At 64.7% G+C, this 13,008-nt stretch carries 13 protein-coding genes; 8 read left to right on the top strand and 5 right to left on the bottom strand.

What is annotated here, in order from left to right:
- Window positions 1-67 precede the first annotated feature (67 nt).
- On the top strand, window positions 68-376 hold the full coding sequence (locus tag QF031_RS01680) for a hypothetical protein (protein ID WP_307423218.1): 309 nt from the start codon (window positions 68-70) through the stop codon (window positions 374-376).
- A gap of 38 nt (window positions 377-414) precedes the next feature.
- Here QF031_RS01680 and QF031_RS01685 read toward each other — a convergent pair whose 3' ends face one another.
- Window positions 415-1,263 (bottom strand): LysM peptidoglycan-binding domain-containing protein, encoded by an 849-nt coding sequence (locus QF031_RS01685; protein ID WP_307423221.1) that lies wholly within the window; start codon window positions 1,261-1,263, stop codon window positions 415-417.
- Window positions 1,264-1,627: 364 nt separating this feature from the next.
- A complete protein-coding gene (locus QF031_RS01690) occupies window positions 1,628-2,584 on the bottom strand; it encodes a zinc-binding dehydrogenase (protein ID WP_307423225.1) in 957 nt (318 codons plus the stop codon).
- 155 nt (window positions 2,585-2,739) lie between these two features.
- Here QF031_RS01690 and QF031_RS01695 point away from each other — a divergent pair, with 155 nt between their 5' ends.
- The 5 genes from QF031_RS01695 (at window position 2,740) to QF031_RS01715 (ending at window position 6,675) form a co-directional block, all read left to right on the top strand.
- On the top strand, window positions 2,740-3,054 hold the full coding sequence (locus QF031_RS01695; RefSeq protein WP_307423228.1) for an ArsR/SmtB family transcription factor: 315 nt from the start codon (window positions 2,740-2,742) through the stop codon (window positions 3,052-3,054).
- On the top strand, window positions 3,051-3,458 hold the full coding sequence (locus QF031_RS01700) for an SRPBCC family protein (protein ID WP_307423231.1): 408 nt from the start codon (window positions 3,051-3,053) through the stop codon (window positions 3,456-3,458). The genes QF031_RS01695 and QF031_RS01700 overlap by 4 nt, the downstream gene beginning before the upstream one ends.
- Window positions 3,459-3,549: 91 nt before the next feature.
- Window positions 3,550-5,490, top strand: a complete 1,941-nt coding sequence (locus tag QF031_RS01705) for an ATP-binding protein (RefSeq protein WP_307423233.1) — start codon at window positions 3,550-3,552, stop codon at window positions 5,488-5,490.
- A 72-nt stretch (window positions 5,491-5,562) separates the two neighbouring features.
- On the top strand, window positions 5,563-5,811 hold the full coding sequence (locus QF031_RS01710; protein ID WP_307423236.1) for a hypothetical protein: 249 nt from the start codon (window positions 5,563-5,565) through the stop codon (window positions 5,809-5,811).
- A 159-nt stretch (window positions 5,812-5,970) separates the two neighbouring features.
- Window positions 5,971-6,675 (top strand): SOS response-associated peptidase, encoded by a 705-nt coding sequence (locus QF031_RS01715; protein ID WP_307423240.1) that lies wholly within the window; start codon window positions 5,971-5,973, stop codon window positions 6,673-6,675.
- Window positions 6,676-7,004: 329 nt separating this feature from the next.
- Here QF031_RS01715 and QF031_RS01720 read toward each other — a convergent pair whose 3' ends face one another.
- Genes QF031_RS01720 through QF031_RS01730 form a run of 3 tightly spaced genes read right to left on the bottom strand, consistent with a single transcriptional unit; the run spans window position 7,005 to window position 10,743 of the window.
- Complete coding sequence (locus QF031_RS01720) at window positions 7,005-8,465, bottom strand: hypothetical protein (RefSeq protein ID WP_307423244.1); 1,461 nt, start codon at window positions 8,463-8,465, stop codon at window positions 7,005-7,007.
- A 50-nt stretch (window positions 8,466-8,515) separates the two neighbouring features.
- Window positions 8,516-10,264, bottom strand: a complete 1,749-nt coding sequence (locus tag QF031_RS01725; RefSeq protein WP_307423246.1) for a DUF5671 domain-containing protein — start codon at window positions 10,262-10,264, stop codon at window positions 8,516-8,518.
- A complete protein-coding gene (locus tag QF031_RS01730) occupies window positions 10,261-10,743 on the bottom strand; it encodes a hypothetical protein (RefSeq protein ID WP_307423248.1) in 483 nt (160 codons plus the stop codon). Before QF031_RS01730 ends, QF031_RS01725 begins: the two co-directional genes overlap by 4 nt.
- 158 nt (window positions 10,744-10,901) lie before the next feature.
- Here QF031_RS01730 and QF031_RS01735 point away from each other — a divergent pair, with 158 nt between their 5' ends.
- Together QF031_RS01735 and QF031_RS01740 are read left to right on the top strand one after the other, a co-directional pair.
- Window positions 10,902-11,507 (top strand): helix-turn-helix domain-containing protein, encoded by a 606-nt coding sequence (locus tag QF031_RS01735; protein ID WP_307423250.1) that lies wholly within the window; start codon window positions 10,902-10,904, stop codon window positions 11,505-11,507.
- 162 nt (window positions 11,508-11,669) lie between these two features.
- Entirely contained in the window at window positions 11,670-13,001 is a 1,332-nt protein-coding gene (locus QF031_RS01740; RefSeq protein ID WP_307423253.1) for an MFS transporter, read from the top strand.
- Window positions 13,002-13,008: the final 7 nt, after the last annotated feature.

Consider the following 13,008-nt stretch of genomic DNA (forward strand, 5'->3'; position numbering starts at 1 on the left):
GAAGTGCAGGAAGTTTCAGGAGCCGCATTTGCCGGCAGCACGGCGCCCGCAGCTAGACTCGCGTTCCATGGGGGAGAACGCAACACCTGGGAAACGCCAGCCGTCCAAACGCGCCAAAGTTCCTGCCGCCGTCGTGCCCTTGCTTGGGGTGGTGACCATGGTGGTGGGGTGCTTCGTCGCGTGGAGCAACCGGAACAGCTACGTGGGGTGGTTCGCCTACGCTCCGCTGAGCAATGAGGTCTTCACAGCCAACGGCATGGCATTCATCAGCCCGGGCACCCAGATCGGCCTGGCCATCATGGTTGCCGGACTGCTGGTGCTCGCGTTCTGGGCGGGTTACCGGGTGGGCCGGAGAGGCAGCTCCGGCTGGCAGTAGAGGTTAAAGCGCCAAGAAAACGTCGCTGGCGACGTGCCTTAGCGTTCGGGTTTGTTGATGGGCTTGTCCAGTGCCACGCTGATGGTCTGGCCTGGTGCCAACTCGCCGTTCGGCAAGTCTGCAAACTCGTACCACGCCCCACCCGCGCCCTTACTTGGGCGGTTGGCCGACCTTAGGTCTGTCACGCCGAAGCGGAAGGCAACCTGGAGTTCGATGTCGCCGGGCGCCGTGGTGTAGGTCAGCGGAATCCCGTTGGCATCGGCGGTGAACGTTCCCTGGGCGCCTTCAATTTTCACATCGCCAGGAATCAGCTGAACTTTCGTCCCTGCGGGGATGGGCTCATTCGCTGCCAGTGAAGGGTTGTACAACAGGATCTGTGCCGTGGTGGACCGGAACTTGTAGCCAAGGCTGTCGAACGAGTCGCCGTCCACCGTGGTGTAAAAGATCGTCTGGCCAAACGAGTTGTTGACCTCTGTCCCGGACCCGGAGCCCCTGTCTACCGGCTTCTTCTGAAGCTGGATGAGCCTTCCTGCCTGAATGTAGAAGACGTTCCCCCGCTCATAGGTGAAGGGCACCTTGTTCGCCTCGGCCAACTGCTTTTCGGTGAGGTTGAAGCGGTAAGTGATGCCGCTCAGGGTGTCGTCGGGTTCCACCAAGTAGCTGGTCGGGATGCCCTCTGCGTCAACGGTCACAGGGCCGCTTGCGCCGGTTCCCGGCCCGGCCGGAATCAGGCGGAGCCGTGTGCCTGGGGCGAGGGGTGTTCCGGGCTGGAGGCCGTTAAATGCGGAGAGCTTGGCCTCGGAAAGCTTGTATGCGGCAGCCACCGCCGCAGGGGTGTCGCCTCCCACACTGGTGTAAAAGTCCACATTGCCAAAGGAGTCGCGCACGGTGTCCCCGGCCAGGGGCGTCTTTGCGGCGGGGGACGAAACTGGGGACGTTGGCGCAGCTGCGGCGGCCGGTTCCGCAGGGGCTGGAGCCCCCGTGTATGTGCACCCTGCCAGTCCCAGCGACAGCACAACGAGGAGCGCGGCTGGCCGAAGCGGGGCCACCCCTAACGGCGTCTTTGATGTACTTCCAGTTCCCACCATGAAAATGCCCCCAAAAAGTCCGGCCCAGCCGGGTCAAGGTCCAGGCGGACCAAAAGCGAGCCTGGTGGATGAACCGTGAGCGCGCCGCAGCAGCCGTCAAAAAAGCAAGCGGACGACGGCGGGACGCGCCCGCCGTCGTCCGCTTGCGAAAAGGCGTGGGAAGTCAGTCCTGGTAGACAGCGATGAAGCGGCCCACAACGCCGCCCTTGCGCAGCTTGTCGATGGCGTCCGGTATGTCTGCCTGCTTGATGAGATTCATCGGCGGGTTCAGCTCGCCGGACTTCATGAGGGCATACAGGTTCTCGAGGTCCTCTTTGGTGCCGGACTTGGAGCCCTTGATGGACAGTTGGTTGATGATCAGCGGGTAGGTGTTGATGGTCGCTTCGAGGCGTCCCATGCCCACCTGGACCAGGGTGCCGAATTCGGCCAGGGTCTCGAGGGCTTGGGACGTGGTGGTTCCGAAGCCCGCATAATCCACGATCAGGTCCAGCTTCTTGTCCTTGAAGGCGGTGATTGAGTCAGCCACGCCGGCGAGTCCGATTTCGTCGGCGAGCTTCTGTGTTTCCGGGTTCACCTCGGCGCCATACACTTCTGCGCCTGCCAGCACTGCCACGCGGGCACCGATGTAGCCCAGTCCGCCCAGCCCGATCACACCAACCTTCATGCCTGCCTTGGCGCCGCCCACGGCCATGATGGCGTGGTAGGCGGTAAGGCCGGCGTCGGTCGCCATGGCACCAAGCTCGAAGGAGACTTCATCGGGCAGCTTTACCAGATTGTCGTCCGTGGCGAGCAGCTTGGGGCCGAATCCGCCATCCCACTTGCCGTAGCCCAGGGCGTCCCCGTCGCTCATGACGGGCGACAGGCCCACCCGGTCGCCCACTTTCCAGTGCTCCATGCCCTCTCCAACTTCGGTGATGACGCCGGCATTCTCGTGACCCATGGTGCGGGGAAGTTTCGGGAACAAGGGCATCCAGCCGGCGTCATCGATGGCTGTCACGTCCGAGTGGCACACGCCGGCCGCCTTGACGCTGACTGCTACCTGCCCTGGGCCGGCAGTGGGTTCGGGCACTTCATTGAGGGTGAGTGGGTTGTTGGTGCCGGTGAACTGCCATGCCTTCATGGGGCATTCTCCTTTGGATCGCTGGATTAGTTCATGCATTTGCATGCAATTTCACGTTACTCCTGGATGCGTCCAGCGTAGGCCTCATGTGACGGAGGGAACATGGGCCGTTTGGATGTAAAGTACGTCGGAAAATTCCGACATATAGTGGAATCGTGCTTCCCGATGTCTTCGCCGCCGTCTCGAACCCGGCCCGGCGCGTCATCCTGGACGAGCTGCGCCAGGGGCCCAGGACGTCCGGTGAACTCACCGGCCTGCTTGAACTCAGCCGCCCGGCCGCGTCAGAGCACCTTGCCGTGCTCCGGGATGCGGGGCTGGTCAGGGAAGAGCGGCAGGGCAGGAACAGGGTGTACCACCTGCAGCCGGCGGGACTGGCCGAGATCGGCGGATGGGTGAAGCACTTCGAGCACTACTGGAACCAGCGGCTTGACGCCCTGGCAGACCTTCTGGACGAGGAGAAACCGACATGACCGAGAACGCCATTCGGCTGGAACGGCACTATCCGCACCCTGCATCGGCGGTGTGGGCCGCCCTGACCAACCCTGAACTGCTGGCCCGCTGGTGGGCGCCGGGCAACATCGCACCGGCGGTGGGTCACCGCTTCACCATGGACATGGGCGCCTGGGGCCAGCAGCAGTGCGAGGTCCTCGCCGTGGACCCGGGCGAGTACATCAGCTTCCTCTTCTCCGAGGGCCAGTTGGACACCACCATCACCTGGCGCCTTGAGCCGGTGGACGGCGGCACCGTCCTCCACCTCGAACACTCGGGCTTCCAGCTCGACACCCCCATGGGCCGCCAGGCCATTGAAGGCATGGGCAGCGGATGGCCCGGCCTGCTGGCCCGAATCGACGGGCTCCTCACAGAGGTGTCCTGACCGCTCTGACTACTGCTACGCTCCACGTAGTTGGCCCGTCGCTGCGCCTTCGGGTTGGCCTTTAGCTTCGGTTGTTAGCGAAGGAACCACCATGACGGTTGCCCAGATCCAAGTGGACCAGCGTGTGATCGGGATTGATTCCCGGCGCTTCGCATCTGTTGAGAAGGCGCTGGTGGAGCTCATCACCAACAGCGATGACAGTTATGCGCGGCTGGAAAGTGCCGGCAGCGACGTGGCCGGCAAGATCCTGGTCGGTTACCATCGGCACCACACCGGGGCAGTACTCATGGTCAGCGACCAGGCGGAGGGCATGTCCTTCGAACAGGCTGGCAGCATCATCAGCTACGGCGGCGCCCACAGTCCGCTGGCCCGAGGTGAGGGTGCAGGCCGCGGCTACTTCGGGCGGGGGCTTAAGCAGGCAATTTTCGGCCTGGGCCACGGCTGGATCGAGACCATACGCGACGGCCGCTTCACCCGGATCGACATCTTCCGGGGCAAAAACGGCGGCTATCTTTACGACGACGACGGCGCTGATCGTCTGGCCTTCCCCGCGGACTTCGCCCGGCTCGGCATTCCCGACGGCGGCAACGGTACCAAGGTCACCATCGTGGTCGATAACCCGCACGCCACGATCACCCAGCAGGCGACTCTGCTGCAACTCCTTGCGGACAACATTTACCTGCGGGAAGTACTGGCCCGGCGCGAAGTTGAGCTGTTACACGGACACCCTGGCAACGAGGAATACAGCAGGAACATCATCCGCTTCCAGGAGCCCCCGGCCACCACGCTGGTGGGCCCTGACCAGCCCGGCAGCTTCAACGTCGACGGCGCGGAGTACGCGTTCACGGTCACGCTCAAGCGGGCCCAAGGTGTTGAGTTGACGCTGAAGGGCGACGAACGAACCGCCGGCCTGGTAGTGGAGTCCGGCATGGCCGTGCTCGACTGCCAGATGTTCGAGTATGAGAACCAGGTGGGTACGGAATATCTGTTCGGCACGGTGCGGTGCCCGGCGCTGACCGAAATGCTGGGCAGGGGCAAGGCCATCATCAGCGATGAGCGCGAGGGCCTGAACATGAAGGACCCGTTCGTTGCGGCGTTTTCGCACGCGGTAAGCCTGACTGTTGCTACGGCCGTCCAGGCCGAGAAAGAAAAACTCACCCATCTGGAACGTGCCACCACATCCGGGCGCACCGCGGAGATGATCGAGCGTCTGCTTCAGCATATGAATGAGGCCGCCGTCCTGGACCTGGGGCTGGAGACGGCACCTGTTGTCCCGAATGGGGACGGCCCGCGGGGGCCGGGGACACCACTGCCAGCGGTCCTGCGGTTCACAACGCCCTTCTATTACCGTCCCCCGGGGCATCCATTCCACATAACACTGCTGCTGGATCCGAACCGGCTGCCCGGGAGCGAGACCCTGGAGTTCGAACTGGGCCTTCCGTCCTCGATCGGACTGGACCCTCTGCCTGCTTCGGTTCCTGTCGGTACTCTGGGGGACACTCACAGGCTTCAATGGACTGCAACAGGGGAGCAGGCCGGAGAGCGTGGCGAAATCACTGCCCGGGCGGGTGATTACTGGGCGCTTTGTGAAGTTGTCATTGCCGAGGACGCCTCCCGCCGCAGCCCAGACCAGCCGCCGCACCAGGCCGTCGCAGCCGCTGGAACGCCCCCGGCCCCGCACCGCCGGGTCCAGCGCGCGAGCCACGATCACGGGGTGGACCTTTTTACCGGCTATGACTTCCGCAACCTCCACAACAGCACCGACCGCGCCGTGTACAGCGAAGAGGAACGAAAAGTCATCATCAACACGGCAGCCCCAACCGTCCAGCTCTACGTCGACGGCCGGGGCCGCTTCCGCGACTCCGCACGTCTCCTGCTCGCCGAACTCTTCCTTGACGTGATCTCGGATGAGCTGGCAAGGCGCCGGGTTGAACAGCGCGGGCGCTCCGGAGATCTGGAAGCCTTCAGGAACGCCAAGAGGACCATCATTGGCCGCTACGGCAGCGAAGTGCACCGCACCTTCCTGGGTTGAGGCCGGGCACTCTCGAGCCGGCGTCGGAAGCCGGGGCGTTTACCGCCGGAAGGAGAAGGGTAACGATGGAGTATGACTGATAGCGGAGATGGCGGCGCCCACGACCCCTTTGACGGCAACGACGAGCTCATGGCGGGAACGGACCCCGACGCGACACCTGAAAGCATCGCCGAGGATGTCCGCGACGACATCCAGCTGGGCCATGTCCAGGACGACGTAAGCCACGTCCTCGAGGAGCGCTTCGAGGAGGCCGGCATCAAGGCACGGCCTGAGGAAGTGGACGACCTTGCCGAGGACATCGAGCGCGACGCATCGAGCTAACCAGAGCGGGCGGGCCTGAAACGGCGGGTAACGACCTGAACCAGTGCGCTGGCCGTGTTGGGCGCATGGCTCCCAGGAGTCATACCGGTGGTCCAGGTGGCCCGTCCCCTTACAGACGCGGCAACTGCTAACGAAGCTTCATTGGGGAGAACAAACCACATGTGCGGCAGATACGTAATGTCAAAGGCCACCGGTGACCTTTTGAGCTACTTTGACGCCAAAGAGGTTGAAGGCACCCCGCCACCACCCAGCTGGAACGTGGCCCCAACCGAGCCCGTGCCCATAGTGGCGGAACGGCTGGACGAGGGCAGCATTGAGCGGCACCTGCTCGTGGCCCACTGGGGCCTGGTCCCGTCCTGGGCGAAGGACATCAAAATCGGGAACAAGCTGATCAATGCCCGCAGCGAGAGCATCCTGGAGAAGCCGTCGTTCCGCAAGGCGGCGGTGAAGAGACGGGCAATTCTTCCCGCTGACGGCTACTACGAGTGGCAGAAGACCGAGGACGGAAAGAAGATCCCCAACTACCTGTACTCGGAGAAAGAGCCAATGCTCGGCTTCGCCGGCCTGTATGAGTGGTGGGCCGATCCTTCAGTTCCCGAGGACGACCCGGGCCGTTGGCTCCTGAGCTGCACCGTGTTGACCACCACCGCCCAGGACGCCCTGGGGCATGTCCACGACAGATCCCCGGTGATCATTCCCCGTGAACGTTTTTCCGACTGGCTGGACCCGGACCTCACAGACAAAGCAGACATCCAGCACCTGCTGGACTCGCTGCCCGAGCCGGTACTGACGCCGCGGGTGGTCAGCACCAGGGTGAACAGCGTGCGGAATGACGGGCCGGAACTAATCGAGCCGGCTGAGTGACTGCGGAGCAAGAGCCGGCCAGCTGGCGCCTAGGGCCAGTCCGCCCGGGTGAAGCGGACAGGGCTACGCATCGTGAAAAGGCAATCAGACGTCCACTCCGCCACCTTGCGCTGTCCGTCCAGCGAATCCGGCGCTGCAACCTGCTGCGCGTCCTGGCTCGTGGCGTCTGAAAGACCTTCAACCGTGCTTTTCATTTATCCCCCTTGGCAAAACCTGTGTGCCCACCCTAGGCAGAGCGGAATCCCAAGGGAAGAGGGTTAATCCAGCAGCAGGATAAACTGCGCAAATCTTGAGGATGGCAAATCCGCCGGACGCCGGCGCCCCTTGGCCTACTTTCCGGCACGTGAAAAAACAGCGCCAAAAAAGGCGGCGAGTGCGTCTGCCTTGGCCTGTGTTTCTGACTGGGCCGCTGTCCTGCTGCTGGCTTCGATCGAAAGAGTCCCCCTCCGTGCCCCGCTCCGGACGTGCCACTCCCCGGTGCCGTCTGAGAGCTGGTAGGCCACGGCGTAGCTCGCATCAGCGGGGAGCGCCATGGTCAGCTCGGAAACGGCGGACCAGGGCCAGCTCCCGCCGCCAAACGAGCTTTCCTGAACGCTGGTACAGCCCCGCAGCTGTTCGGACCGGGCGTCGAAGGGGTAGGGCGGGGCTGCCGTGGAGGGCATGCTGACCACCATGAAATCTGTGTAGTCGATCTTGCTGGCTCCCTGGATCATCCCTTGGCCGGAGACCGAGCCAGTCAGGGATTTGGCGTACGACTCCTCATTGAAGGTACAGGGAGGGTCGGGCGGCTGTGATGATGCACCAGGTGTGAAGCCAGGGGATGCTCCGACGATCATTGCCTGCGGCAGGGACACCGGTTCTCCGCCCGGTCCGGTCATGCCCCGGAACAGCGCCACCAGTTGGTCAGGGGACAGGGAGTTTGCAGGCGGTGGCGCCACAGTCGGAAGGTCCTTCCCGGCCTGGGCCATGAGCTCATTCGCCAGGCCGTTCATCGCGTCGAGGGCAGGCCTGGCGTCGGATCCCGAACTGAGGTTGGCAACCCCAAGGGTGAGTGTGACGGACAAAGTGCCGTCCAGCACGCGCAGCCCAACGGAGCCGAAGTCCCCCGGGCCTTTGGGCTTGGTGACCTGCATGAAGGCGTGCTGCTTCTCCCCGAGCGGGGGAGCCGCCAGCAGTTGCACAGCGTACGTGGAGGTGCGGCCGGACTCTGTGTAGGCGAGGTCGAACTGGCCACAGCGGGAAACGAGGTCATCCGGGTAGCCGAAGTCGGCCTTGGCGATGGCCGCCTTTTCCGCACTTCTCAGCACGACCATGATGGTGCTGGCAGGCCCGGACTGGCCTCCTGCCGGGGGCATGGCACCTTCGGCGAAGTTGATGTCCTTGTCGGCCCAGCGAGTGAAGGGATCCTGGGGCATGAAGGCGATGCAGTCCCCGGGCGTTGTCTCGGTCTTGGCTGCGGGAACGGACCCGCCGGCCGCACCGCTGCGCAGGCGGGTGGAGTCCTGGGCTGCAGGAACCGGAAGGTTGCGGCTCTTGCCCACTCCGTTGATGATGGCGGCGAGTTCCGCATCCGTGAAGGGCCTGGACGGCGGCGCCGTTGCTCCCGGGCCGGAGGTTGCCGGTGATGGGCTCCCATGTTGCGGGCTGCCGGAGGGACTGCCTGCCGGCGTGCTGCCTCCAGGCGAACACCCGGCCGCGGCGAGCAGGACGGCGGCCAGGCAGCCAAGGAAGCGCCTGCTGACATGTTCCGAGGCGGCACCACAACGCTTCGCGATTCGACGAGCAGCCATCGCCGGCCTCCTTTGCCAACCAACGGTAGGCTTGCGCTTTCCAATGCCAGCTAGGGCCGTAGGACCCGGCCGCGTGCAGGACCGCTGGCGACGGCAGCGCCGCCGGGAGCAGCCAACGGGATCACCTCCAGCCGGTTCCCTGGCCCGGCCATGACCAGGACGTGCTGCGCCGCACTGGCTTCCAGTTCGGTAGCCACCTGCCGGATGACGTCCCCAACCAAGGGCGAAGGCTCGGACGACGGCAAAAGTCCGGCGCCGCCGTCGTCTGCCCTCAGCCAGGTGGTCACCTTGGCGCCGGTGGCCTCAGCAATGCCGCGCGCCAGTGCTTCGGGGTCCACGGAACCCGGCGGATAGCCGGTGACCAAGGTGACCCGCTCGATCACCCTCCTTTGCGTGGGGGCCGCGGCGGCAAGCAGTGCCCGGTCGTGCCGCCACAGTGCGAAGTGGTAGCCCGCCACGAGTCCCGCTGCCACCAGGAGGCCAAAGGGTGCGCGGATGCGGTCAAGGACGCTGCCGCCGGTGACCTCGCCCAGCAGGAACTCGAAGAGCCGGTAGCCAATCACCAGCAGGGTAATGAGCGCAACCACCGCACTGACACCGAAAAACGCCACCAGGTACACGCGCCGGCCCGGCGGAATGCCCTCCGCAGTCCGAGGCTGGTGCCGGGGCTTCCACGCCAGCCACCACACCGGTGCTCCCACCAGCAGGGAACTGATGCCGCCCAGGAGCAGGGTCCTGGCCGCCCCGCCGGCCAGGGGAGATGCGGCCGTGGCCAGCAGCGCATTCACCACCACGCCCACACCGGACGCCGCCGCGGCAAGCGCCACTGCGGACGTTACCAGGAGGCTGGCCCGGCGGGTCCGGGTGGAACGGTGCACGGACGCGCTCCGGTGGTAGCGCCATACCAGTGCGCCGATGGCTGTGGACGCGAGGGCCGGGGCCAGGGGCTCAAGCAGGTCGTTGAGCGGATCGCTCCGGTCGAACGCCAACCGCAGGAGGACAAACAGGATGACGCCGAGCCCGCCCACGGCGGTGATACCGGCAACGAAAATGCCCACGGCGATGATGGTGACGTCCACCAGACCCGTCTGGAAGCGCCGGCCGCCTTCCCGGAACCAGTGCCACCACCACACCACCGCCCCACCAGCGGCCCAGATCAGGGACCTGAGGACGCCGAACCACCATGGCTCAAACATGGAGGTTGCGGTGAAGCCGCGGATGGCGACATCCAGCAGCGCACTCAGCGCAGCGATCGCGGCGCCGGCACTTAGCAGCAGCCCAAAGACGGAGCCGACGACGGCCCGCACGTCTTCGAGGTGTGCCGACGGTTTGCGGGGGTGCTTCCACATCCACCGGTGCCACCACCAGATGGCCGACCACACTATCGCGTTGGCCAGCGGGGACTGCCACGGGGTCTCCCGCGTGCCAACAAAGGATGCAGCAAGATCCAGTAGGGAGGTGGTGGCGATAATGAGGGCGACGGCGTACATGCCCGTCAGGTAGAGGCCCCAGCCGGGAGCCCTGCGCTCGGCTTCGTCGTCAAGCCGCCGCCAGACGAACCACCACAGCAGCAGTGCCAGCGGGCCGCCGATCAGGGTGAACGCCAGCGACAGGGCCAGGCCGGCAACGTCACCCGTAACCAGGGTGGTGGCCGTACGGAAGAGGCGTTCCAGCAGGCCACCCACCCCTGACGCGGCGATGACCACCAGCGCGAACAGCAGGACGTACAGGATCAGCCGGCGCAGGGTGGCCAGCCCCCCGGCCGGCGCCGCGGCCGTTGAGGCTGCGGCGGCGCTCATTGCTTCACCGGCACTACGGTACAGGCCATCAATGGATACGGTGGTTGGTCAATCTGCCACTTCCCGTTGACCCTGAGCAGCGAGAAGGCATCCTGCGTCTCATACTCAGACGGGCCGAACGGCCCGCCCTGGGACGACCGCACGATCGAAACCTTCACGGTGGCCGAATCGGTGCGCTCCGTCGTCGATATCAGGACAACGCGGGCAGGTGCCGGCTCACCGGTATACGTGCCGCGGCACCGGCTTTTGGCGCCCTCGGTGAGGTAGGACTGGGCGGTGGGAGTGTCGCCGTCGATCACGGCCTTGCTGTACCGCTGGACCACCCCCGCGGGACTCGCCTCATCCAGCGAGGCAGGCTCCCCGCGGGTGAAGACCACTGCCAGGGCCACCACCACCAGCAAAACCACCACGCCCACCAGCGTGAGGAGGATCCGATCAGGTCTTCGAACGGTCTGCTCCACGGCTGGGGTGTCGTCCATGGCGCAAGTATGGGGCCAGTGCGACGCGTTTGGCGCGTGTCTTTCGCCCTGTCTGCCGAAGCGAAGCCGAATCTTCAAGATAATTAGGAAAAAGGGTTGTTTGAGCGAAAATCTTCACTATAGTTGTGTGAGTAAGCTCACCCAGTGAAAGACAACCGATGACCACCGAGAGTAGCACCACCGCACCGCCGGCCACCAGCGAACTGCTGGCAACGGTGGGCAACAAAGTGCGGGCCATGCGCAAGGAAAAGGGCATGACCCTGGCCAAACTCTCGGACGTCACCGGCCTCAGCCAGGCGATCGTCAGCCAGATCGAACGCGGAATGGCCAACCCGTCCTTCACAACCCTCGCCCAGCTGGCCCATGGACTGGACATTCCCGTGGGAAGGTTCTTCATCGGCCAGGAACAAACCAAGTCACCCGTCGTCCGCAGATCCGCACGGCGGAACCTGAAAAACGTCACCCGCGAATCCGTGGGGGAGGCGGTTCACGAACTGCTCACCCCGGACCGTGACGGCACCATCGAAGCGCAATGGATCATGACGCCCCCAGGGCATGACACCAGCGCAACACCCTTTACCCACAGCGGGGAAGAGTTCTGCTACATCATCTCGGGCCGGAAGGACGTCTACTTGGACGGCGTCTGCTACAGCCTGGAAGAGGGCGATTCCATCACCTACCCGGCAGAAACCCCCCACTGGTACAAGAACAGCTACGAAGAGGTATGCGTAGCCATCTGGGTGAACGCACCACACAAGTGGTAGGCCTGCCGGTTCCCGCTGGCGCCTGCGTTTCCCCTTAACTGTCTGGACCCAATCGTGGCCCCGGGCAATCCTTGCCACCTTCGCATCATGCGCCTCCTCCAACAGGCGTCGCTGCGTCATACCCTCCTGCGCCCTCCCCGGCGCCAGCGTAAGGACACTTCCATGCTAGACATCCAAGCGACGGACAATGCCGTACCGTCATCCCGTTCCACCACCACATCCCCCCGCAACCGCGATAAATTCACCCCCGAGGTCCGCAAAGGCCTCCTGGGCCTCGGCCTGGGCAATGCGCTCGAATGGTACGACTGGATGGTCTTCGGACTCCTGTCCGCCTTCATCGGCCCCAACTTCTTTCCCAGCACCGAACCCCTCTCCGCCACGCTGAATGCGCTGGCCGTGTTCGCCGTCGGATTCGCCTTCCGTCCCCTGGGCGGCATCCTGCTCGGCACCCTGGCGGACCGCATCGGCCGCCGCCGCGTGATGCTGCTGTCCATCATGCTGATGGCCGGCACCACCCTGGTCATCGCCGTCACGCCCAGCTACGCCACCATCGGCGCCTGGTCCGGTTTCATCCTGGTGGCCTGCCGCATCCTTCAGGGGATTTCCACCGGCATCGAAGCCCCGCTCTCCACCTCCCACGCCGTTGAACTGGCGCCGGAAGGCCGCGAAGGCTACGTGGCCGGCATCATGTCCTTCTACGTCAACATTGGCATCCTGCTCGCCTCCCTGGTCAGCTTCGTCTGCAGCCTGGCGATCGGCGGCGCGGCGATGGGGGAGTGGGGCTGGCGCGTACCATTCATCATCGGCGCCGTGTTCGGCTTCGTGGTGCTCTACCTGCGCCGCTCACTGCCGGAAACCCTCAAGGAAGAAGAGCGGGCCTCCAACACCGCCAAGACCGTTTGGTCCGGTGTGGGCAAGCATTGGCTCTCCGTCCTGGCCATCATCTTCGTGGTGGGCGCCGCCCAGGCCTACAACTACGCCTGGAACGTGGGGCTGCCGAGCGCAGCCCGCAGCGGCTTCAAGGAAGACCCCACGGCCGTCTTCGCCCTCACCACCGTCCTGGGCGCCATCCTGGTGGTGGGCAGCTGGATCATCGGCAAGCTGGCCGACGGCCGGTCCATGTCCCGCTGGTTCCTGGTGACCAGGATCCTCGCCATCCCGTCCGTCTTCCTGATGCTCCTGTACGTCCAGCCCGGTATCGGCGGATTCGCAGCGGTCCTGCTGGGCGGCTCGATCGTCCTTGTCCTGAACATGACCCTCTACAACGTGGTCAGCTCGTCCCTGATGCCCAAGAACATCCGTGGCACCGGTGTGGCCCTGGGCTACGGCATCGGCGTGGCCGTCTTCGGTGGCACGGCCTCCTACCTGCTGGTGTGGCTGCAGTCCCTCAACCTCACCTGGGTTTTCCCGGTCTACGTAGCAGTCCTCTCCATCCTCAGCATCGTTTTCTACCTCGCCGCACGCCGCTCCAACGGCATCTTCGTCGGAAAGTAAGGACTTC

The sequence above is a fragment of the Pseudarthrobacter defluvii genome (assembly GCF_030816725.1).
Taxonomy (GTDB): domain Bacteria; phylum Actinomycetota; class Actinomycetes; order Actinomycetales; family Micrococcaceae; genus Arthrobacter; species Arthrobacter defluvii_A.

What these genes read in the sequence shown, in the direction of transcription:
- QF031_RS01690 (WP_307423225.1), bottom strand. Translation starts at nt 2,584, where the DNA reads ATGAAGGCATGGCAGTTCACCGGCACCAACAACCCACTCACCCTCAAT.
- QF031_RS01680 (WP_307423218.1), top strand. Translation starts at nt 68, where the DNA reads ATGGGGGAGAACGCAACACCTGGGAAACGCCAGCCGTCCAAACGCGCC.
- QF031_RS01720 (WP_307423244.1), bottom strand. Translation starts at nt 8,465, where the DNA reads ATGGCTGCTCGTCGAATCGCGAAGCGTTGTGGTGCCGCCTCGGAACAT.
- QF031_RS01740 (WP_307423253.1), top strand. Translation starts at nt 11,670, where the DNA reads ATGCTAGACATCCAAGCGACGGACAATGCCGTACCGTCATCCCGTTCC.
- QF031_RS01735 (WP_307423250.1), top strand. Translation starts at nt 10,902, where the DNA reads ATGACCACCGAGAGTAGCACCACCGCACCGCCGGCCACCAGCGAACTG.
- QF031_RS01710 (WP_307423236.1), top strand. Translation starts at nt 5,563, where the DNA reads ATGACTGATAGCGGAGATGGCGGCGCCCACGACCCCTTTGACGGCAAC.
- QF031_RS01725 (WP_307423246.1), bottom strand. Translation starts at nt 10,264, where the DNA reads ATGAGCGCCGCCGCAGCCTCAACGGCCGCGGCGCCGGCCGGGGGGCTG.
- QF031_RS01715 (WP_307423240.1), top strand. Translation starts at nt 5,971, where the DNA reads ATGTGCGGCAGATACGTAATGTCAAAGGCCACCGGTGACCTTTTGAGC.
- QF031_RS01705 (WP_307423233.1), top strand. Translation starts at nt 3,550, where the DNA reads ATGACGGTTGCCCAGATCCAAGTGGACCAGCGTGTGATCGGGATTGAT.
- QF031_RS01700 (WP_307423231.1), top strand. Translation starts at nt 3,051, where the DNA reads ATGACCGAGAACGCCATTCGGCTGGAACGGCACTATCCGCACCCTGCA.
- QF031_RS01730 (WP_307423248.1), bottom strand. Translation starts at nt 10,743, where the DNA reads ATGGACGACACCCCAGCCGTGGAGCAGACCGTTCGAAGACCTGATCGG.